The organism is Bowmanella sp. JS7-9 (genome assembly GCF_004329715.1).
GTDB lineage: Bacteria > Pseudomonadota > Gammaproteobacteria > Enterobacterales > Alteromonadaceae > Pseudobowmanella > Pseudobowmanella zhangzhouensis.
Genome location: NZ_JXSY01000007.1, coordinates 25,305 through 47,211, shown reverse-complemented (window position 1 = coordinate 47,211; position 21,907 = coordinate 25,305). Strand labels below are relative to the sequence as shown.

The 21,907-nt window shown below is 50.2% G+C and carries 16 protein-coding genes and 3 tRNA genes; 12 read left to right on the top strand and 7 right to left on the bottom strand.

Annotated features, from left to right (window positions below; genetic code table 11):
* Positions 1 to 12: 12 nt before the first annotated feature.
* The 3 genes from TK45_RS04765 to TK45_RS04755 all read right to left on the bottom strand — a co-directional run bounded on the left by TK45_RS04765 (position 13) and on the right by TK45_RS04755 (position 4,425).
* Positions 13 to 1,185 (bottom strand): acyl-CoA dehydrogenase, encoded by a 1,173-nt coding sequence (locus TK45_RS04765; RefSeq protein ID WP_131257495.1) that lies wholly within the window; start codon positions 1,183 to 1,185, stop codon positions 13 to 15.
* A gap of 147 nt (positions 1,186 to 1,332) precedes the next feature.
* On the bottom strand, positions 1,333 to 3,249 hold the full coding sequence (locus TK45_RS04760; protein ID WP_254426541.1) for a S9 family peptidase: 1,917 nt from the start codon (positions 3,247 to 3,249) through the stop codon (positions 1,333 to 1,335).
* A 78-nt stretch (positions 3,250 to 3,327) separates the two neighbouring features.
* Positions 3,328 to 4,425: a GNAT family N-acetyltransferase gene (locus TK45_RS04755; protein ID WP_165490701.1), complete on the bottom strand. Its 1,098-nt coding sequence runs from the start codon at positions 4,423 to 4,425 to the stop codon at positions 3,328 to 3,330.
* 63 nt (positions 4,426 to 4,488) lie between these two features.
* Here TK45_RS04755 and TK45_RS04750 point away from each other — a divergent pair, with 63 nt between their 5' ends.
* From TK45_RS04750 to TK45_RS04715, 8 genes are all read left to right on the top strand, one after another.
* Positions 4,489 to 4,965, top strand: coding sequence for a regulatory protein RecX (locus TK45_RS04750; RefSeq protein ID WP_131257493.1), 477 nt, complete (start codon positions 4,489 to 4,491; stop codon positions 4,963 to 4,965).
* A 135-nt stretch (positions 4,966 to 5,100) separates the two neighbouring features.
* Positions 5,101 to 9,777, top strand: coding sequence for a PAS domain S-box protein (locus tag TK45_RS04745; protein ID WP_131257492.1), 4,677 nt, complete (start codon positions 5,101 to 5,103; stop codon positions 9,775 to 9,777).
* Positions 9,778 to 9,900: 123 nt separating this feature from the next.
* Positions 9,901 to 12,498, top strand: a complete 2,598-nt coding sequence (alaS, locus tag TK45_RS04740; RefSeq protein ID WP_131257491.1) for an alanine--tRNA ligase — start codon at positions 9,901 to 9,903, stop codon at positions 12,496 to 12,498.
* A gap of 161 nt (positions 12,499 to 12,659) precedes the next feature.
* A complete protein-coding gene (gene csrA / locus TK45_RS04735; protein ID WP_131257490.1) occupies positions 12,660 to 12,863 on the top strand; it encodes a carbon storage regulator CsrA in 204 nt (67 codons plus the stop codon).
* A gap of 156 nt (positions 12,864 to 13,019) precedes the next feature.
* Positions 13,020 to 13,109 (top strand) — tRNA-Ser (locus TK45_RS04730).
* Between the two features lie 115 nt (positions 13,110 to 13,224).
* Positions 13,225 to 13,301 (top strand) — tRNA-Arg (locus tag TK45_RS04725).
* A gap of 71 nt (positions 13,302 to 13,372) precedes the next feature.
* Positions 13,373 to 13,449: transfer RNA gene (locus TK45_RS04720), tRNA-Arg, on the top strand.
* A 615-nt stretch (positions 13,450 to 14,064) separates the two neighbouring features.
* A complete protein-coding gene (locus TK45_RS04715) occupies positions 14,065 to 14,820 on the top strand; it encodes a TSUP family transporter (RefSeq protein ID WP_165490700.1) in 756 nt (251 codons plus the stop codon).
* A gap of 63 nt (positions 14,821 to 14,883) precedes the next feature.
* Here TK45_RS04715 and TK45_RS04710 read toward each other — a convergent pair whose 3' ends face one another.
* Positions 14,884 to 16,908, bottom strand: coding sequence for a M13 family metallopeptidase (locus TK45_RS04710; RefSeq protein WP_131257488.1), 2,025 nt, complete (start codon positions 16,906 to 16,908; stop codon positions 14,884 to 14,886).
* Positions 16,909 to 17,176: 268 nt separating this feature from the next.
* Here TK45_RS04710 and TK45_RS04705 point away from each other — a divergent pair, with 268 nt between their 5' ends.
* From TK45_RS04705 to TK45_RS04690, 4 genes are all read left to right on the top strand, one after another.
* Positions 17,177 to 17,611: an HPP family protein gene (locus tag TK45_RS04705; protein WP_131257487.1), complete on the top strand. Its 435-nt coding sequence runs from the start codon at positions 17,177 to 17,179 to the stop codon at positions 17,609 to 17,611.
* Between the two features lie 103 nt (positions 17,612 to 17,714).
* Entirely contained in the window at positions 17,715 to 17,969 is a 255-nt protein-coding gene (locus tag TK45_RS04700) for an OadG family protein (RefSeq protein ID WP_131257486.1), read from the top strand.
* A complete protein-coding gene (gene oadA, locus TK45_RS04695) occupies positions 17,962 to 19,743 on the top strand; it encodes a sodium-extruding oxaloacetate decarboxylase subunit alpha (protein WP_131257485.1) in 1,782 nt (593 codons plus the stop codon). Before TK45_RS04700 ends, oadA begins: the two co-directional genes overlap by 8 nt.
* 3 nt (positions 19,744 to 19,746) lie before the next feature.
* Positions 19,747 to 20,877: a sodium ion-translocating decarboxylase subunit beta gene (locus TK45_RS04690; RefSeq protein WP_131257484.1), complete on the top strand. Its 1,131-nt coding sequence runs from the start codon at positions 19,747 to 19,749 to the stop codon at positions 20,875 to 20,877.
* Positions 20,878 to 20,947: 70 nt separating this feature from the next.
* Here the strand turns inward: TK45_RS04690 and TK45_RS04685 are convergent, their stop codons facing one another.
* From TK45_RS04685 to rpsT, 3 genes are all read right to left on the bottom strand, one after another.
* A complete protein-coding gene (locus TK45_RS04685) occupies positions 20,948 to 21,253 on the bottom strand; it encodes a hypothetical protein (protein ID WP_131257483.1) in 306 nt (101 codons plus the stop codon).
* 70 nt (positions 21,254 to 21,323) lie between these two features.
* Positions 21,324 to 21,500, bottom strand: a complete 177-nt coding sequence (locus TK45_RS16195; RefSeq protein ID WP_165490699.1) for a hypothetical protein — start codon at positions 21,498 to 21,500, stop codon at positions 21,324 to 21,326.
* Positions 21,501 to 21,607: 107 nt separating this feature from the next.
* Entirely contained in the window at positions 21,608 to 21,871 is a 264-nt protein-coding gene (gene rpsT, locus TK45_RS04680; protein ID WP_131257482.1) for a 30S ribosomal protein S20, read from the bottom strand.
* Positions 21,872 to 21,907: the final 36 nt, after the last annotated feature.

Sequence of the window (21,907 nt, the reverse complement as noted above, 5' to 3'; positions counted from 1 at the left end):
AACGTTAAGTGATTAACAAAATGCCGCCAATCCGGTAATCGCTCGTCCTAAAATGAGTGCATGCACGTCATGGGTGCCTTCATAGGTGTTAACCGCCTCTAAATTCATGGCATGGCGAATCACATGGAATTCATCACTGATTCCATTGCCACCATGCATATCTCTTGCGACACGAGCGATATCCAGCGCTTTGCCACAGTTATTGCGTTTAAGCATGGACACCAGTTCAACCGGACAATTACCGGCATCCATTAGGCGACCCATTTGCAGCGCGCCCTGTAACCCCAGTCCAATCTCGGTTTGCATATCGGCCAGCTTTTTTTGTACCAACTGGTTAGCCGCCAGCGGCCGGCCAAACTGATTACGCTCCAGGGTGTAGCGCCTGGCCTGCTCAAAGCAAAATCCGGCGGCTCCCATCGCACCCCAGGCGATGCCATAGCGGGCTTTGTTCAAACAACTGAATGGGCCTTTGAGGCCTTTAACGTCGGGAAAAATATTCTCATCAGGCACGAATACATCATGCATGACGATTTCACCTGTGATAGACGCCCGTAGCGAGAACTTGCCTTCTATTTTCGGAGCGCTAAGCCCCGGCATATCTTTTTCCAGCACAAACCCGCGAATTTCACCATTGAGTTTGGCCCATACCACAAAGACATCGGCAATCGGCGAGTTGGTGATCCACATTTTACTGCCGTTGAGTAAAAAGCCACCTTCCACCGCTTTGGCATGAGTCTGCATTGAGGCCGGATCAGAGCCGGCATTTGGCTCAGTTAAGCCAAAGCAACCGACCCATTCGCCAGTGGCCAGTTTAGGTAAATATTTGTGCCGCTGACTCTCGCTGCCAAACGCAAAGATGGGATACATCACCAGTGAAGATTGCACCGAAAACGCACTGCGATAACCACTGTCGATTCGCTCCACTTCATGGGCAATTAAGCCATAGCTGACATGATTTAGTCCCGCGCAGCCATATTCCTCCGGTAGCGTGCAGCCTAAAAAGCCTGCTTCACCAAAGCGATAAAACAAATCGCGGTCAAACACTTCATGGCGATTGGCTTCTATAATGCCGGGCAATAACTCTGTCTTGCAGAACTTGCGGGCGTGCTGCCACACCAGATTTTCTTCTTCACTTAGCTGGTCTCTGAGTAGAAACGGGTCAAAAATATCGAAGCCGGCGCGCATAAATGGATCCTTTTTTATCGTAGGCGTCTCATTATGCCCGATCGTTAGCGGAGATGAAGATGATGGTAATCAAATCAAACGGGAATACTGGAAAATTAAAATGCCGGCATAAAGCCGGCATTTTTTGGTAGCAATACTGAACCATTTTTATAAGTGGTCGGATAAAAACTCACTAATAGCTTTGTACCTAATTTGATTACTTTCGTTGTCATCAAAAAAGTGAGTACCATCTTTTACTTCAATGTATTCGATATCTATTTTGCGTTTGGCTTGTTCGTAAAATTCTTTTGATTGTGCGTACGGGACTCTGGTGTCTTTTGTTCCGTGGATCAGAAGCATTGGGGCCTTTATTTTGCTGATATGGTTGATGGCGGAAACATCAGCTAACTCTGCTATTGCTGCTTCAACTGTCTCTTCATTATCGTCGTTGATAATATGTCCAGAGAAATAGTCGCGACGCTCTCGATCCGACACTAAATCCTGTACGTCCGAAATTCCGGCGATACTCACAATACAATCAAAGCGATCGGGTTGTTGAAAGGCAGCTGTTAAAGCCCAGTAACCACCATAGCTCGCTCCGACGGCACAGGCCTTGTCCTCGGATACACGTCCGGTGCTAATCAGCCAGTCCATACCATCATATACATCCTGCTGCATGCGTTTGCCCCACTGATAGTATCCAGCTACCTCAAACGCTGAACCGAAACCAGAAGAGCCACGGAAATTAATCTGCAGCACCGCATATCCTGAATTAGCTAAAAATTGTACAAACGGATTGAAGTATTTGTAATCTCTGGAGTGTGGTCCGCCATGCGGCATAACAATGAGTTTCGGCTTTTTCACGCCGTTTGGCATAGTCAGGTAACCGGAAACGGTCATGCCATCGGAGGCCTCAAAGGTAATATTTTCAACCGCTGAAAAGGTTTTTTGCATTAGATACGGATATTGAGATAGCCAGGCGCCACCTCTGCGCTTTGCCAGATCAAACCAATAGTAGACAGGCACTTGGCTATCACTTGTTGCCGCCACTAACAGACGCTTTTTATCAGCGCTATAGCTTGCGATAGAAATTTCTTTTCCAGGTAAAGAGCCGCTGACTAATTTCTCTAGTTGGCTGTCAGCATCATCAAAGTAATGGGTGCGCAAAAAATCGTCGTAATAATAAGTTCCTATCAATTCTCCCTGACTGTTTTTCAGACCACCACTGAGATCATAGCGGTCGTTGCTCATTAGCAACGACTCAAATTCGCCGCGGTTAATATCATATAACCATAAACTCTCGCGACCGGTCTCTCGGTCAGACATCACATAAGCTTTATCGCCACTTTGATTCAGCCCAATGATAGAGAAGGTATTGTCGTCCCCAACTACGTGGGTATGAATCTTAGTCATCTCCTGATCTGCGCTAGCTCGATACCATATGGAGTAGATGAATTTATCGTCTTCTTTTTTGGTGGAAACACCTATTCGCACAATCCCAGCTTGATCTGCGGTCCAACTGTTGATGTCTTCATAATTGTTTTGGATTTTGTCAAATGAGCCCTCAGATAATGACACTTTGAACACAGAATATGCTCGGTCCTTGTCGTCATAGGTTGCGACCAGAGCGTGTTCTTCGTCATTTTTCAGGGCACTAACCAGATTAAACGATTGAATGCGGTACCAGCGGGCATCCTGAAAACGGCGAGCAGAGAGAGGTAAAGTATTACCGCTATTTACGTCAACTGAGTAAAGGCGGGATACACGAAAATGTTGACCGTTAAAGTACTCAGGATAACTTGTACCAATAATGATGTATTTGTTTCCAGACCAACGAATAAAGTCAATGCGGTCACGATTTTTCTTCAAACGCGCAACAATACTGAAGTCCATCGTTGCAAATGGCGCAAGCGCAACGGTTGGACCATCTGGTGTGTTGTAAACCGTTGCAATAACTTGCCCATTGGGGGAGATTGCTGGTTGCTCAATGAGGGGCTGTTGGGAATATAGTTCCCAATCTTTATTGCTTGCATGGCCGTTAAATGCCAAAAACAAACATGCAAACGTCAACAATGTATATCTCATATCATCATCCTTGAAAGCTTATTTTTGTGTCCGCAGGCTAAACGCTTTTGCAATAAGACTCAATATGTTGTCACGAAATCAGTAACTCGGTGTTTTGAAAGGAAGCAGTAATTCTGCTTGCTGTTTATAAAGCGCCAGTTGTGCGCTTTCCTGCTGGCAGAAACGCTTCACGGCACTGGCAAAATCCGGGTGATAGAGTTTATGTGCGGAGTAACACCATACCGGCTCGAAACCGCGTAATATTTTGTGTTCACCTTGGGTTCCGGGGTTGAAGTGGGGAATATTTTGTTGCAAACAAAACTCGATACCCTGGTATAAACAGCATTCAAAGTGCAGGCCCGGAATCGACTCCAGAGCGCCCCAGTAGCGTCCATATAAACCGTTTTCATCGAATAAAAACAGCGCACTGGCGACGGGCAGGTCTTCCCTGTACGCCATAACCAGCATTAGATGCTGCGCATAGTGTTGCAGGAGCAAACCGAAAAACGCTCTGGACAGATACCCCTGGTGACCACTGCGTTTCAAATAGGTATGCCGATAGCAGCGATAAAAAAAGTCCACATCGTCATCATCGATTTCACTGGCAACTTTTCTGGCTGTGCGGATCCCAGCCTGAATTAGCTGGCTGCGTTCTTTTCTGGTGGACTTTCGCTTTCTGGAGGTAAAGGAGTCAAGAAAATCGTCAAAGTCACGGTAGCCGCGGTGTTGCCAGTGAAACTGCACACTGTGCCGGCCAACATAGCCATGTTCAGATAATTCCTGTTGTAGTTCGGATGAGATAAATAACCAGTGAACAGAAGAGTACCGGGTTCTGGCCTGGCGCAGGTCAGTCTGCTGGCAAATTTCAGCTAATTCCGCATTACCAAAAATTCGCTGGCCCGCTACCGGTGTATAAGGTGTGGTAGCCACCAGTTTGGGGTAATAAGACAAGCCGTTTTGGTGATAGGCATCCGCCCAGCTCCAATCGAAGACAAACTCGCCATAGCTGTGTTGTTTTTCGAAAAACGGCACGACACTGCCATTGCCGTGAGTCAGCACGCAAGGCTGCCATCCGCTGTCTTCTGACAGACAACCGCTTTGCTCCAGTAAATGCAGAAATTGCAGTTTATGGAATGGAGTATCGCCGTTTTCATGGGGGGCGATATGTTGCGTCGTTGCTGTCCACTGCCAGGTCATAGGGTTGTAACTTAGCGCCCGATACATACACTATGCACACATTACACCCCATGGCTGTTTAAAGTGAAGCCTTTATCTCCTGAACAACGCACTGACCGACAGCGTATTCGCGACACGATTTTAAGAATGCTGGCCCGACGCGAGCACAGCGAGGCGGAGGTTCGGCAGAAGATGCAAATGCGTGGCTTTGATATGACCATCGTGCAAACCGAATTAGCCGATTTTCAGCAGCGCAACTGGCAAAATGACATTCGCTTTACCGAGCAATTTGTGCGTCAGCGCATTGCCAGAGGGCAGGGTGAAGTGCGGATTCGGTATGAGCTGCGTATGCAACAAATCAGTGACGAGTTGATCAATGCGGCGATAGGCGAACAAGACGTTGACTGGTTTGAGCTGGCGAAACAGACCCATGATCGACGTTTTGGTGAGCCAGGCAGTCTGACTCTGAAACAAAAACAGCAACATCAGCGCCTGTTGCAAAGTAAAGGGTTCACCACCGACCAAATCCAATTTGCCTGCCCATGTAAATACCATCGCTAAGCGCAACCCTGTCCACTCGACTACACTCTTCATTCCAAAGGTATTAATTCAGATATCCTGTTGGATTTTCACACTATTTTTATTTTTTAACAGGCCGCGTATGCTGACGTAATAGATACGCTGGGTGGGATCCGCATGAATAAGTACAAAGGAATCAATGCAATATTTGGGTTGGCGCTACTGAGCACAGCCATGCCAGGACAGGCAGTGGCGATGTTGCGCAACCAGTCGGATGGTGTATTGTTGGGCGCCTTTGCCGGCCTTGCGGCGGCAACGTTGCTGTTTTTGGTGATGTTTTTGTTGCAAAAAAACAAAGCGGGCAACGCGCAGCGCCTTTGTGATGAAGCGCAGCAGCAACGTGATACCCGCCAGATGTTGTTAGATAACTTTGCCTTAGGTCGGGTGCACCTCAATGATGCCAATCAGGTGGTGTATGCCAATAAAGGCGCGACGACCTTGCTGCGTCAAAGCTTTGCCAACCTGCGCGGGCAGACGCTGGATACGACCTTAAAAATTGATCCCTCACATGCCCTTATGCAGGCCATTACCCAACGCAAATCTACCACGGTACAACTGGATTTAGCCGGTCAGATTCATTTGACTATTCAGGTTACGCCTCTAGATTCCCCCATCGAAGACGCACACATTATCTTGTCGGTGTCTGATATCAGCCTGGCGCAACGCAAAATTGATGCGCTGACCCACCAATTGTCGGTCAATCAGCAGCTATGTGATGAGCTGGGGATAGCGCGCATGAATATCGATGCGAAAACCGATGAGGTGAGTGTCACAGAGCAATTTGCTGCCTTGCTGGGCCTGACAGCCGCGCAAATTAATGGCAAAGCCGCCACGCTACAGAAGCTGATTAGCCCGATAGACTGGCTTAACTGGAAGCAATCCTTTGAACAGCTTAAGCAAGGCCAGCCGGTAGACTTTCGGGTGCGCTTTAAACACGATGAACATGAGGTCCCGTTACGTATTATTGGCCAGCATGTGGGTGAAGATCAGCTGGCATTATTGTGTCTGCCAATTCAAGACTTGATCCAGGCGGAAAATACCGCCAGCAACGAGTCGAATAAATTCAGCGCGCTCATGGCTGGCAGTCCGGGCGCTTGTTATCTGGCCGATGCGTCTGGCGAGATCCAGGCATGCAACACCCTATTCGAGCAGTTGTTCTCGGTGCGCGCCGACCAGGTGGTGGGTCAGACGGTCAAAGAGTTGGAATTTATGCCGCAACAATTTCGCGATATGCACGCCCAGGATGACCTGATGATGCTGAGTATCGCTGGTGGAATGCAGCAGGAAGCGACCATCGAGCGCAATAACATGCCAGCCGCGGAGGTAAGGTTTAAAGTCCGCGCCTATCGTAATAACGACGACAAAGTCGCTGGGTATATCGGTCAGTTTGAGGATGTGACCGAGTCTAATCAAGCCAAACGCGCCGCTGAGGCGTCGCAAAAACGCTTTAAAAACATGTTGGATTCAGCGCCACTTGGCGTGGTTATGCTGGATGCCGATGATCAGATCATTGAGGCGAATAAGACCTTTGCTGAGCGTCTGCAAATGTCGCCGGAACAGATGCGTAAAACCACCATATATGATCTGTTCAGTGACGCCGACCGCGCTGCTAAAGCGGCCAAGTTATTGCACCGCAACGGTCAGCTGCATGGCTATGTGGCCAAATTAAAAATGGCTGGTGACGAAATCCTGCCCAGCCAGTTGCACATTGATGTATTTGACGCTGATAAACAGCAGTACCTGTGCTGGATCAGTGATATCAGTAATGAGTTTTTCGCCAAACACCAATTCGACAGCCTGTTGGGGCAATCTTTGCTGCCCATCGCCATGATGGAAGACAGTGGCTTCACCTTTATGAATCAGGCGGCGCGTGAGTTCTTCGGTTTTGCTGACGACGATAGCTGGCAGGGCTTATTCCCTTACTCACCTGAACTCAATGGCACAGAGCAACAGGCCTTTGAATTGAAAAATCGGGTGTTGGATGCGGTTGAAGATGGTCAGGTATTGCGGATTAACTGGGAGCATAGTGTCGATGGCCATGTGTTACCCAGTCAGTGTATTTACGTGCCGATGTTTAACGGCAATCAGTTACAAAGCGTGCTGTGTTTGTGGCAGGACCTGAGGGAAATTAAACAGGCTCAGGAAGAACGTTTAACCGCAGTGAACCTGCAACAGGCGGCAGAAAAACGCCTGGCAGACAAAGAAGCCTTGTTGCAGCGCAGTCAGTCTCAGCTGGCAGACAAAGTTGAAGCGCTGAGTCAGGCGGAAAAAACACAGCAGGAAATGCAGGGTGAAATCAGCACGCTGCATGAGAAGCACGAAGAGTTGCAACAGACTCAGGCGCAACTGCTGGCCGATTTGGATGCGGCTCAAGAGCAAATTCGTCAGAGCCAGGAAGAATTGGAAGAAAGTCAGCAACAACGGGGTCGATTGCAACAGGAGCTTCAACAACAGGCCATGAAAGTCATGTCGCTGGAACAGCAGCGCAGTGAAATCGCCGATGCCATGCAGCAGAGTGAAAAGCGCCTGCGTCAGGCGCAGGCTGAATTGCAGGAAGCGGAAGAGCGCATCGATACGTTGCAACAAACCCGTGAAGAAAGCGAACAACAACTGGCGGCGCTGCGTGAACAAATGCAGCAACAGCAGCAAGCGACGTCCAGTAAACAAACGCAGCTTTCCCAGGCCAATGAACAGATTGAGATGCTGCGCACGCAATTAAACAGCGCCGAGCAAAACAGTGAAAAACTGCAGGAACAATTGGGTAATCTGCGTAAAGCCAGTGAGCAGGCCGCACAGGAGCGCGCCACCATGCAGCGTGCTTATCAGGATGCCCAGTCTCGTCTGGGCGCCCAGCAGGATGAATACCAGCAACTCAGCGGCAAATTGGCTGAGATTGAACAGGTTGCCGCCGAACGGGCCGAAAAACTGCTGGAAAACAACGCCCAGTGGCAAGCGCAAAAAGCCCAGTTTGCTGAATTGCAGGAAGCCCTGCACGGCCAGCTCCAGCAGGCCCAGCAACAACTGGAAACCGCCCGGGCAGAACATGATGGTGCGCAGCAGCGCATCGAACAAATGCAGCTGGAAGCACAGCAGACCCGTGAGCAGTTACAAGCCAGTGAGCAGCGTGCAGCTGCCTTGCTGGCCGAACGTACCGAGCAGATCAGTGCGCTTACCGCACAATTAGAGGCGATGCAGGCGCAGGCCGATGCGGCAAGGCAAGAGCGTGAGCAAGTAGCATCACAAATGCAGGCGCAGCAGGCGCAATTGCAGGAAGAACTGCAGCGTGCGCAGGTGCAGTTAGAACAGGCACGTGAAGAGCATGAACGGGCAGAAAAACAAGCCAATGAAGTGCAGAAAGATGCCTCACAATCTAAACAGAAACTACAGGATATCGAGCAGAAAGCCGCAGAATTACTGGCAGAGCGTACCGCACAGATCCGTAAGTTGAATGAAGCGTTATCTCAGGTACAGGAGCAAGCAGAACGCGAGCGTCAAGAGAAGCAGCGTAGTGCCGAGAGTTGGCAGGATCAGCAACAAGAGTTAATGACCCAGCTGGATAAAGCGCGAAATCAACTGGAAATGGCGCGGGAAGAGCATGCTCAGGCGCAGCAGCGCATCGAAGAAGTACGCGACGATGCCATGCATACCAAAGAGCAGCTGCAAATGAGCGAGCAACAGGCGGCAGAACTGTTGGCCCAGCGAAGTGCAGAGATTCAGAAGTTGTCATCTGCCATGCAGGAACTGCAAAAGCAAACAGCCGAGCAGCGCCAGATGCTGGCTGGCTCGGATGAGCAGTGGAAAAAACAACAGGCAGAATTACTTGCGCAGCGAGATGAATTGCAAAAAGTATTGCAGGATACCGATGCCCAGCGTCAGGCCATGCAGGAAGAGTTAGAGCGCAAGCAGCAGGCACTGCAAAAAGCCGAAGAGCAGGCGCGTCATGCGGCCGAAGACGAGCAACATCTGCAGTCTAAGCTGCAGGCCCAGCAGGCACAATCAGATAGCTTGCAGGCGGAATTACAGCAAACTCAGGCGCAGCATAAAGCGTTGGCTGAACAACTGAAGAAACAACAGGAGCAGCTGGAGCAACGAGAAGCAGAAATCGCTGAACTGCAATCCTCCAGGGGGGAGTTGGAAGCGCAATTGCAGAGCCTGCGGGATGAATATCAAAACTCGCAGCAACATCTCAATGAACAGGACTCCAGTCAGGCTGAACTAAGCGAACAACTGGCGGCGTTGCAAGCCCAGTTGCAGCAAAGTCAGGCGGCGCTGACCGACAAAGAGCAGCAGTTAAATAACACCCAGCAGGCGCTTACATCATTGAATGATCAGTTGGCGGAGAAAGAACAGGCGCTGGAATTGGCGCAACAGGAACAGCCAGATGAGCATCCGGCTCCTGCCGCCGAAAAGGCCGCACCATTGCCTGAATTTGCCCGCATTGCCATGCCGGAAAATCCGCGCGACTGGTTCGATTTATTGCCTTACTTACAAAAACACCCCAGTGGTGAAACGGTACCGGTATTGTTGCAGGCGTTGCTAACTGAATTGCAGGAAATGCTGGAGAACTGCGATAAAGCCATGGCGAATGAGGATATCGCTAAGATTCAGCAGTCGGCGCGCAAGCTGCAGAACATCGCGATCCGTATCGACTCTGTGCCATTAAAAGACATGGCTTATCGTATGGACGAGGCGTGCAAACGCAAGGATTTCGACAGCATCGATATTTTCTGGCCAAGTGTGAAAAATTCGATTCAGATTACGCTTCGGGTTATCTATTCCCAGCTGCATGCTTAGTACTGAAAAACCGTATGATTCATGCAGATAAAATTCACTAACCGCTGTGTAAACAGCGGTTTTTTCGTGTTATCTTGCGCGGTCATTCAGATAGCAAAGAATTAGCCGTTTTCAGGACCATCAATGATCAAAAGCACCGCTGAAATTCGCTCTGCGTTTTTGGATTACTTCGCCAGTCAGGGCCACCAGAAAGTTGCCAGCAGTTCGCTGGTTCCTGCCGATGATCCCACCTTGTTGTTTACCAACGCCGGGATGAACCAATTCAAGGATGTATTCCTTGGTGCAGATAAGCGAGCCTATACCCGTGCCGTGTCGTCACAGCGCTGCGTGCGTGCTGGTGGTAAACATAATGACCTGGAAAATGTCGGTTATACCGCCCGTCACCATACTTTCTTCGAAATGCTGGGTAATTTCAGCTTTGGTGACTATTTCAAACAGGATGCGATTCGTTTTGCCTGGACTTTCCTGACTGAAAACTTGCAGTTACCAAAAGAAAAACTGTTAGTCACGGTCTATGCCGAAGACGATGAAGCGTTTGATATCTGGGCCAATGACATTGGCGTGCCAAAAGACAAAATTATTCGTATCGCGACCAGTGATAACTTCTGGTCTATGGGCGATACCGGGCCGTGTGGGCCTTGCTCAGAGATATTTTATGATCACGGTGAGCATATCTGGGGTGGTCCTCCGGGCTCTGCGGAAGAAGACGGAGATCGCTTTATCGAAATCTGGAACCTGGTATTTATGCAGTTCAACCGTCACGCGGATGGCAGCATGGAGCCGTTACCTAAACCGTCTATCGATACCGGCATGGGACTGGAGCGTATCTCAGCGATTATGCAGAAGGTACACTCAAACTATGAAATCGACATTTTTCAGGCACTGATCAAGCGCGCCGCGGAAATTGTTGGCTGCACTGATTTGGAAGAGAAATCTCTGCGCGTTATTGCTGACCATATCCGTTCTTGTGGTTTCCTGGTCTGTGATGGCGTCATGCCGTCAAACGAAGGCCGCGGCTATGTACTGCGCCGTATTATTCGTCGTGCGGTCCGCCATGGCTACAAGCTGGGCGCTAACGATATTTTCTTCTATAAGCTGTATGCCGAACTGGTAACGCAAATGGGTGAGGCTTACCCAGAGCTTAAAGACCAACAGGCTATGGTAGAGAAAGTACTGCGTATCGAAGAAGAGCAATTCTCTCGTACGCTGGAACGCGGTATGAACCTGTTAAATCAGGCCATCGAGGGATTAAACGGCGATACAATCGAAGGCGAAACCGTCTTCAAGCTTTACGATACTTACGGTTTTCCGGCGGATCTGACCGCCGATGTCGCCCGTGAAAAAGGCTTGAAAATCGACGAAGTCGGCTTTGAAAAGGCCATGCAGGCGCAGCGCGAACGTGCCCAGCAAGCCAGCAATTTTGGCGCAGACTACAACGAAATGCTGAAGTCTGAAAAGAGCACAGCGTTCACCGGTTACGACCATGAGTTTGGTAATGCTACCGTGGTGGAATTATTTAAGGCCGGCCAGTCTGTGACATCTCTGGACGCTGGCGACGAGGGCGTGGTAGTGCTGGATAGCACGCCATTTTATGCCGAGTCAGGTGGTCAGGTAGGGGATACCGGCGTTCTGGCACTGCGCGATGGTGAGTTTACGGTTTTGGATACCACTAAGCTGGGTAAAGCTGTGGCGCACAAAGGTAAAGCGTCTGCTGCGCTGCGTGTTGGCGATGCGGTCGATGCCAAAATCGATGCTGGCCGTCGTCAGGCGATAAAACTCAATCACAGTGCTACCCACTTGCTACATGCCGCGCTTAAAACCGTGCTGGGTGCACACGTGAATCAAAAAGGTTCACTGGTTGATGCTGAACGTCTGCGCTTTGACTTCTCTCATTTCGAAGCAGTTAGCAAAGAAGAATTAACCCGTATTGAGCAACTGGTTAATGACGAAATTCGTGCAAATAATGCGTTGCAAACCCAGCATATGGAGCTGGAAGCCGCCAAAGCCAGCGGAGCACAGGCGTTGTTTGGTGAAAAATATGACGACGTCGTGCGTGTTGTCAGCATGGGTAACTTCTCCGTTGAACTTTGCGGTGGTACCCACGTAAACCGTACCGGTGACATTGGTTTGTTCCGAATCGTTTCAGAAAGCGGCATCGCTGCCGGTGTGCGCCGTATTGAGGGTGTTAGCGGCGCTGCAGCGGTCAAATACACTTTGGAACAAAATAGCCAGTTACAATCACTGGCGGCTGGTTTAAAAACTGAACCATCACAGCTGGCAGACCGTATTGCTCAAATGCAGGAGCAGCATAAAGCACTGGAAAAGGAACTGGCGCGCATTAAGCAAAAAATGGCCAGTCAGGCCGGGAACGATTTGCTTAATTCGGCAGTCTCCATTAATGGTGTTAAGGTGTTGATCAGCAAACTGGAAGGGGTAGAAGCCAAATCGCTACGCGAAATGGTGGATGGCCTGAAAAATCAGTTGCGTAGCGGCATTATCGTGCTGGGCTTGGTGAATGACGGTAAAGTAAGTTTGATCGCTGGTGTAACTAATGATTTAACGTCTACAGTTAAAGCCGGTGATGTCGTCAATATCGCCGCGCAACAGGTCGGTGGTAAGGGCGGTGGTCGCCCGGACATGGCACAGGCGGGCGGAAGCCAACCAGAAAATATCGACAAAGCATTGGCTGCGGTGTCGACTTGGTTGGAAGATAAGTTATAATCCGCGCGTTTTTTAGGCCCTAGGGTTCTATTTCCGACCGGTTTTTGCAGTGACAACAGAAACAGGGAGTGGTCGGCGGCGCAAAATAATGCTGAATCATTGATTTTGCGCTACTTTTTAGATGGATCACAACTCGGAATAACGGAAACAGGAGCAAGAGAATGCTGATTTTGACCCGTCGTGTAGGTGAAACCCTGATGGTAGGTGATGATGTGACCGTCACTGTACTGGGCGTTAAAGGGAATCAGGTGCGCATTGGTGTAAACGCACCGAAAGAAGTCTCCGTGCATCGTGAAGAGATTTACATGCGTATACAAGCGGAAAAAGGTACTCATGGTGATGGCCACAACGGCAATCACGATTGAGTAAAAAAAGCTGGGGAACCAGCTTTTTTTATGTCTGAAATTTAGCCTTACAGCCATTAAATACTGCGGATTGGACAAAAACCCGGCAATCAAACCGCTGCTGCTAAAAAAGGTTTGACTTTAAAACCCTGATCATTAAACTTCGCCCTCACTTACGGAGAGATGGCCGAGTGGCTGAAGGCGCGCCCCTGCTAAGGGCGTATAGGTTAACCCCTATCGAGGGTTCGAATCCCTCTCTCTCCGCCATTCATTTTGTGGATGGCGAGTTTGAAAATCGGTGAAAAATGGCTTGTAATTAACATGCAGCTACTTTAGAATTCGCCGCCCTTGTGAGGGGTAACTCACAAAGTTAACGGACAACGCGTGTGTAGCTCAGCTGGATAGAGTACCTGGCTACGAACCAGGCGGTCGGAGGTTCGAATCCTTCCACACGCGCCATTTATTCCAAGGATAAGGCTCACAATAGTGAGCCTTATTTTTCAAGACGGCATTGCCGCAAACCGAACAACGCGTGTGTAGCTCAGCTGGATAGAGTACCTGGCTACGAACCAGGCGGTCGGAGGTTCGAATCCTTCCACACGCGCCATATAAACAAAAAGCCCTGCACTTGTGCGGGGCTTTTTGTTTATGCGTTTAGGGGTGAGAACCTCCTCTGGTTCGACAAATTCGCCGGGAGCGAATTTGAACGCACTTCAGTGCGGCCCGAAGGGCGAGGGCAGGAAAGCCCGAGTACAAATCAGGAACGTTTTGGAACATTGTCGCGTAGCGACGATGGCCCGAATGGGTGAGGTGCATGGAAAGCACCTCATAATCCTGCTGCGTAAACCTCATCGCCCAATTGCACTAGTCCACTGCACTTGTACGGGGCTTTTTGTTTATGCGTTTAGGGGTGAGAACCTCCTCTGGTTCGACAAATTCGCCGGGAGCGAATTTGAACGCACTTCAGTGCGGCCCGAAGGGCGAGGGCAGGAAAGCCCGAGTACAAATCAGGAACGTTTTGGAACATTGTCGCGTAGCGACGATGGCCCGAATGGGTGAGGTGCATGGAAAGCACCTCATAATCCTGCTGCGTAAACCTTATTGCCCGATTGGACTGGTCCATTGCACTTGTGCGGGGCTTTTTGTTTATGGGGTTAGGGTTCCCGTACCCTCTGGAACACCTTACAATTCGGCCGGTATTCCATTATCCGCATGTAAATTTGTGTTAGAAGTCACTCCACAACTCGTCCTGTATTTGTCCCTGTTAGCTGTCGTGGCGGGTTTTATTGACTCTATTGGCGGGGGCGGCGGGTTAATCTCGATACCTGTGCTGATAATGGCGGGATTAACCCCGGCGCAAGCGTTAGCAACAAACAAGCTACAGGCAATCTTCGGCAAGATTTCAGCGGTACGATTCTTTACCCGGCATGGGCTCATTCAACTGTCAGGCGTCAAGCTACCGTTGCTGTTATGTTTTATGGCATCGGCGTTCGGTGCTTATCTCATCCAACAGATACCGAGCCAGCATTTACAGTCTATCGTTCCGTGGTTAATCGCCGGTGTCGCATTGTATGTGTTGTTTTCACCACGTTTAACAGACATGGATACTCAGCAACGCATTAGTCTCGGGCTATACGGGCTGATTATCGTACCGCTGTTGGCATTTTATGATGGTTTCTTTGGGCCGGCGTCTGGTTCATTTTTCGCGATTAGTTTAATTGCCCTGCTGGGTTTTCACACTGCGAAAGCCACGGCGTATGCCAAGTTGTTTTTATTGGTGTCCAATGCGGCTGCATTGGGGGCATTTATCCTTGGTGGTCAGGTGGTGTGGTCTATCGGGCTAGGCATGGCATGCGGGCAGTGGGTTGGGGCACGCTATGGCTCTGAACTGGTATACCTCAAAGGGAGTAAGATTGTGAAACCTGCGTTGGTGCTGGTTTCATTAACGCTGGTTACCAAAATGCTGTTGATTGGCTGACCGTGCACTGAGATTGCATAGCGATAAAAAAGGCGAACGGATGTTCGCCTTTGGATTCATTGCTTACCAGATTTTTACCCGTTGCTCGGGGGGTAAATACATGGCATCACCTGGTTTAACATCAAACGCCTGATAGAAGGCATCAATATTCGGATAAACGCCGTTAACACGATACTTTAACGGAGAGTGCGGATCGCTGGCCAAGCGGCTAATCGTGGTTTCTTCCTTGTATTTACCTTTGCGCGACATGGCATAACCGATAAAGAATCGTTGTGGGCCGGTGAAACCGTCAATTACAGGCGCAGGCTTACCATTGAGACTTCGGATATAGGCTTTATAGGCCATGGCCACGCCAGATAAATCGCCGATGTTCTCACCCAGTGTCAGTTCTCCATTGACCGTCATCCCTTCGATAGGGGAAAACTGGTTATATTGTTCAACCAGCATGGTCGTGCGTTGTTCAAACGCCTTGCGATCGGACTCGCTCCACCAGTTTTTCAGATTGCCATCGCCATCATATTTACTGCCGCTGTCATCGAAGCCATGGCTGATTTCGTGGCCGATGACGCCACCGATCGCGCCATAATTGATCGCATCATCAGCACTTAACTGGAAAAATGGCGGTTGCAGACGCGCTGCCGGAAACACGATCTCGTTTTGGGTAGGATCATAGTAAGCATTCACAGTTTGTGGCGTCATAAACCATTCGGTGCGGTCGATCGGCTGGCCCAGCTTATCGACTTGGCGCTGATAATTGTAATCATGTACCCGCTGCGCGTTGCCGAAATGGTCACCTTCGACAATGTTTAATTTGCTGTAATCGCGCCATTTATCGGGATAACCGATTTTGGTGGTGAAGTTAGCTGCTTTCTGTTTCGCTTTGATTTTGGTTTCATCTGACATCCATTCCAGCTTGTCGATGCCTTCGTCCAGTACCGTTAGTACGTTGTTGACCAATTCCTGCATCTTGCTCTTGGCTTTTGCAGGAAAATGTTGCTCGACATACAGGCGACCGACGGCTTCACCCAGTGATCCATTCACCAGACTGATCCCACGCTTCCAGCGTGGACGCTGTTTCTCCTGACCAGATAGGGTTTTCGCCATAAACTGAAAATGCACTTCATCTACGTCGTCACCTAAGTCGGTGGCGTGCGCGCGAATCAGATTGTATTTCAGGTAGTCTTTCCAAACGGATAAGTCGACGGACTGCAACATTTTATCCATCGCCATAAAATAGTCAGGTTGGCTGATAATGACCTTCTCAGCTTTGTCCAAACCTAATGTGGAAAGCATCGGCTGCCATTGCAGATGTGTGCCCAGCTTACTGAGCTCGGCAACAGGATAAGGGTTGTAGGTTTTTTCATCGTCGCGGTTATCAACCCGGCTCCACTGCTGTTGTGCGATCTGGGTTTCAAAATCTATGATGGCCTGCGCGCGCACTGCCGTTGCGGTGTGATCCACGAAGCTCAGCATCTGTTTAATGTAGCCGGGCAGCCCCTCACGCGCTTTGGCAAACTTTTCATTATCGGTTTGCAGGTAGTAATCACGATCCGGCAAAGTCAGCCCGTTTTGTGAAAAATACACTGCATACTCGGCGGAGTTTTTCAGGTCAGGCTGAATATAAAATGCAAACGGTAAATCCACCCCGGCGCGGGACAATTTTGCCAACATGGCCTGTAACTGTTCCTGCGTACTGATGGCATCAATCTGCGCAATGGCTGGCAGTAATGGGCTGACGCCTAACTTATTGATGGCCTCTGCATCCATCCAACTGTTATACAAATCGCCGACTTTCTGTGCTTCGCTGCCAGCTTGCTGTTTATTTTGTGCGGCCTGCTCGATGATTGCCTTAAGTGCAACCTCAGCGTCTTCATACACCTGGTGATAAATCGTGTAACCCGAGTAGATATCCGGGATTGGGGTGTTATCGAGCCAGCCCCCATTGGCAAATTGATAAAAGTCATCCTGGGGACGAGTCTGACGATCCAGTGCCTGTAAATCTACGCCGGACTGAACCGCAGGCTCGGCAATTGCTGATGTGCCACTTAGCAGCAGTGCAGCGGCCAAAAGGGAGTATTTGAAGCGCATATTATTCTCTTGAGTGTGTTTGCATTGTTCGCCAGTGTAGCAAGTCAAAAAGCTGAAAATCTGCGTTTGGCAAACCTTGTTACATTTCTCCCGTGACCTGAAGGCACGCAAAGGCGCACAGGAGTTTGAGCTGATGGATATTCAATGCCGCTGACTACGACTTGATTTGTATGGTTTTTAAACGGGTTTGTTGATCCAGATACATGCCCGGGCGGGATAAAAAATTTAGCATAAACTCACACAGGTAAGCTGATTCGTGGAGAAAGACATGCTGACTATCAACGAGATCATGACCACCAAACTGGTCACCCTTGGCCCGGATGCCACGCTAAAAGATGCCCATGAAATGACCCGAGAACAGGGTGTTCGTCATTTGCCGGTCGTAGATGAAAATGGCAAGTTACTGTCTTTGGTAACGCAAAAGGCATTGGTCAGTAAGGTAATTAGTTTGCTGACCCTATATGGCGCGAACGCACTTGAGCGCCGCGAAAGTTGGACCAGTATCAAAGAAGTGGCGGTGCCCGCAGAGGAATGCAGCCGAATAAAGGCGACGGATACCGTCAGGGACGTGGCCAGATATTTTCTGGATAACCGACACGGTTGCCTGCCGGTACTGGATGATTATGGTGTGTTGATTGGGATCGTAACGTCATCAGATTTTGTCAGGCTGGCCGCGCAGTTATTAGAAAAAACCGAATGTTAATGATTTGTTATGCATTTTATCTGCATAAATAATGTGATTCATCGTTGTTATTCGCTATTTGACGTGATAATTATTCGTCACCCCTAATTAATTTGGAATAGCTATGGATGCACAGATAGTCGATTTATTGAAAGAATCGGCGCTACTGATGCTGGTGGGAATGGGGGGGGTATTCGCCTTTCTGAGCCTGTTAATTGTGGCGACTAATAGTCTGGCCAGGTTTGCAAATCCCGTGAATGAGGCCGACGCACCAACTGTTCACACACTGTCACCCGCAGCTAATCAGCTGTCTCCACAGACCGTTGCTGCCATCGGTGCAGCCATTCACCAGTATCGAAAGGATAATCATCATGCCTAAGCCGTTGGGAATAACCGAATTAGTATTGCGCGATGCACATCAGTCATTGCTGGCTACGCGTATGCGCCTTGACGATATGCTTCCCATCGCGGCGCAGCTGGACGACGTGGGTTACTGGTCTATCGAGTCCTGGGGAGGCGCGACCTTTGATGCCTGCATCCGTTATCTGGGCGAAGATCCATGGGAGCGGTTACGCGCCCTGAAAAAAGCCATGCCAAAAACACCACAGCAGATGTTGTTACGCGGCCAGAATCTGCTGGGTTATCGTCACTATGCCGATGATGTAGTCGAGCGCTTTGTCGAGCGTGCCCACACCAATGGTATCGATGTATTCCGCATTTTCGATGCGATGAATGATGTACGTAACCTGCAAACGGCAGTCGCGGCGGCGATTAAGGTCGGTGCCCATGCGCAGGGTACTTTGTCCTATACCGTAAGCCCGGTGCATTCATTGGATTTGTGGCTGAATATGGCACGCCAACTGGAAGACATGGGCGTCCATTCCATTTGTATTAAAGATATGGCCGGGTTACTGAAACCCTACGATTGCGAAGAGTTAATCACCCGGTTGAAAGAAACGGTCAATGTACCGATTGCGATGCAATGTCACGCGACCACCGGCCTTAGCACGGCAACTTACCAAAAAGCGATTGATGCTGGCATCGATATGCTCGACTGTGCCATTTCGCCGATGAGCATGACCTATGGCCATTCCGCCACGGAAACCATGGTGTCCATCGTAGAAGGCACACCACGGGATACCGGCCTGGATATGGCTAAACTGGCGGACATCGCAACCTATTTTCGCGAGGTGCGTAAAAAGTACGCTCAGTTTGAAGGCAGCCTGAAAGGCGTCGATGCCCGCATTCTGGTCGCGCAGGTGCCTGGCGGAATGCTGACCAATATGGAAAGCCAATTAAAAGAGCAAAATGCGCTGGATAAGCTGGACGACGTGCTGCTGGAAATTCCAAGGGTGAGGGAAGACCTGGGGTATATCCCACTGGTTACGCCTACGTCGCAGATTGTCGGGACTCAGGCCGTGATTAACGTTCTGTCCGGCGAGCGTTATAAGAGCATCAGTAAAGAAACCGCCGGGGTATTACGTGGCGAATATGGCGCGACGGCCGCTCCGGTTAATCAGGCGCTGCAACAGAGAGTGTTAGACGGCGCTGAGCCTGTCAGCTGCCGCCCGGCAGATCTACTCGCCCCAGAGCTGGATAAACTGGCAACTGAATTTGATGAGTTGGTTAAGCAACACGGGTTGCGTGTGGCACAGGACAAAGTTGATGACGTGTTGACCTATGCACTGTTCCCACAGGTGGGGCTGAAGTTTATTCAAAACCGCGATAATCCGGCTGCGTTTGAACCTGTGCCTGGCAGCGAGGCGGCAAATCCTGCACCGGCAGCCAGCGTTGCGACTGCGCAGGGTGGGGCCGCCAGTTATAGTGTGCGGGTCGATGGCAAGGTGTATCGGGTAGAGGTGGCCGCCGATGGTCAGTTAGGCGCAATTAGCGCAGAGACCGCTACATCGAGTGCGCCCGTGGTTACACCTGCGGCAACGGCCAGCACGGTAAATTCGCCCTTAGCCGGTAATATTTTACAGGTCCTGGTGCGCCCGGGTGATCAGGTTGAAGCCGGTCAGGTGGTGATAAAGCTGGAAGCCATGAAAATGGAAACTGAGGTACGGGCTGCCACCGCGGGCAGCGTCGTACAAGTGTTAGTCAGTGAAGGTCAGGCGGTGCAGTCTGGTCAAGCCATGATTGCGCTGGGGTAACCGATGGAAAAACTTACTACCTTGTGGCACTCCACGGCGCTGGCCAATTTCGCGCCGGGGCAGGCAATCATGATGCTGGTGGGCTGCGCGCTACTGTTTCTGGCAATTAAAAAGAAGTTCGAACCGCTGTTGTTATTACCCATCGGCTTTGGTGCGATCCTGACCAATATTCCACTGGCTGGATTCTCTGAGCCCGGTGGCCTGCTGTATTACATTTATACCGTGGGTATCGAAACCGGCGTGTTTCCGCTGCTGATCTTTATGGGCGTGGGGGCGTTAACCGATTTCGGTGCGTTAATTGCGAATCCGCGCATGTTGCTACTTGGAGCGGCGGCTCAGTTTGGGATCTTTGCGACCCTTATCGGTGCGATTTTACTGAATATGGTGCCGGGGCTGGAGTACACCCTCAAAGATGCCTCCGCGATTGCGATTATCGGCGGGGCAGATGGTCCCACGGCAATCTTTTTAGCATCTCGCTTAGCGCCAGAACTGTTGGGGGCGATTGCGGTAGCCGCTTATTCCTATATGGCGTTGGTGCCGATTATTCAGCCACCGATTATGAAAGCCCTGACGACCGAAGATGAACGCAAAATCGAGATGGCGCAGCTTCGTCATGTGTCCCAGCGTGAAAAGATTCTGTTTCCGTTGGCCGTGCTGTTGCTGACCATCCTGTTTTTACCCACGGCCACGCCGCTGGTGGGCATGTTCTGCTTAGGCAACCTGATGCGTGAAGCCGGCGTAGTGGAGCGTCTGAGCAAGACCGCACAGAATGAACTGATTAACGTGGTGACCATCTTTCTCGGGCTCGCGGTGGGCTCTAAGATGTCTGCAGATAAATTCCTCAAAGCAGAGACGCTGGGGATTTTAGCCTTGGGCGCGGTAGCATTCGCCATAGGCACCGCAGCAGGGGTGTTAATGGCCAAATTGATGAACCGCATGAGCAGCAAGAAGATTAACCCGCTGATTGGCGCTGCAGGCGTATCTGCGGTGCCCATGGCCGCCAGGGTGGCCAACAAGGTAGGCCTTGAGTCCAACCCGCACAATTTCCTGTTAATGCATGCCATGGGGCCAAACGTGGCGGGTGTGCTGGGGTCAGCGGTAGCTGCGGGGATTTTGCTGGCGTTGGTTGGCTAACGGTTTTGTTACCGGCAGGCCTCTGCCAATATCTTGAAGTAAAAACGCCAGTCTTAGACTGGCGTTTTTGTTATTCGTCGTGGGTAAGCAAAGACGTCAGCACCGGCGAGACTTCCGCGGCCGGGCGGCACACCGTCAGGCTGGCGCGCTGATAGCAGGTAACATCATCGCCACTGGGCACATTGCGGGTAACTAGCGGATAAACATACACCCTCGCATTTGCGCCCTGTTCGGAAGGTTTAATGCAGCGGACCTGATGGTCGCGGGTACTGATGCACAAAGTCTGCAACGTGTCTGTCTGGATATCAGGTAGAGAAGCTGCCGGTGTGGATGTTGCCAATACTGCAAAACTGGCAAGGAGCAGTCTATGCAACATAGCGTGTCCTTTGTCTCAGTTGTGAAATCGGTTACCAACTATAGAAACAAACGCCAGATTTGCCAGTGAACTAATGTAAATGGGTGAGCCAAATCAGCAGGGTGTAGAAACCGCCGACGGTGAGCGAAAAAATTAAGATATACAGGAAGCCTTTTTTGCCTTGCTCCAGCGTGTAGCCGTTGCGGCGTAAATACATAAACCACAGTAAGGCCAGAATAAATGGAACCAGAAATAGCAATCTAATCATGATGTTACTCCTAACTTCGAGGAGCTAGCCTAAAGTAAACCCTTGCCCTTGTCATGTGACAGATACAAAAAAAGCGCCAGAAGGCGCTTTTTTCGGAAACTCTGTGCTTAGCTCAAAGCGTTGATCTGTGCAGACAAACGGCTCTTATGACGAGCAGCTTTGTTCTTGTGGATCAAACCTTTGGCAGCGTAACGGTCCAGAATCGGTTGCACAGTAGTGAAAGCTTCAGTAGCTTTCGCTTTGTCACCAGCTTTGATTGCAGCCACTACCTTCTTCAGGTAGGTACGCATCATGGAGCGACGGCTTGCGTTGTGCTGGCGGCGCTTCTCGGCCTGAATCGCACGTTTCTTAGCAGACTTGATGTTAGCCAAGGTGGAACTCCCAAAAAGATTTAAGTCAAAATTTAA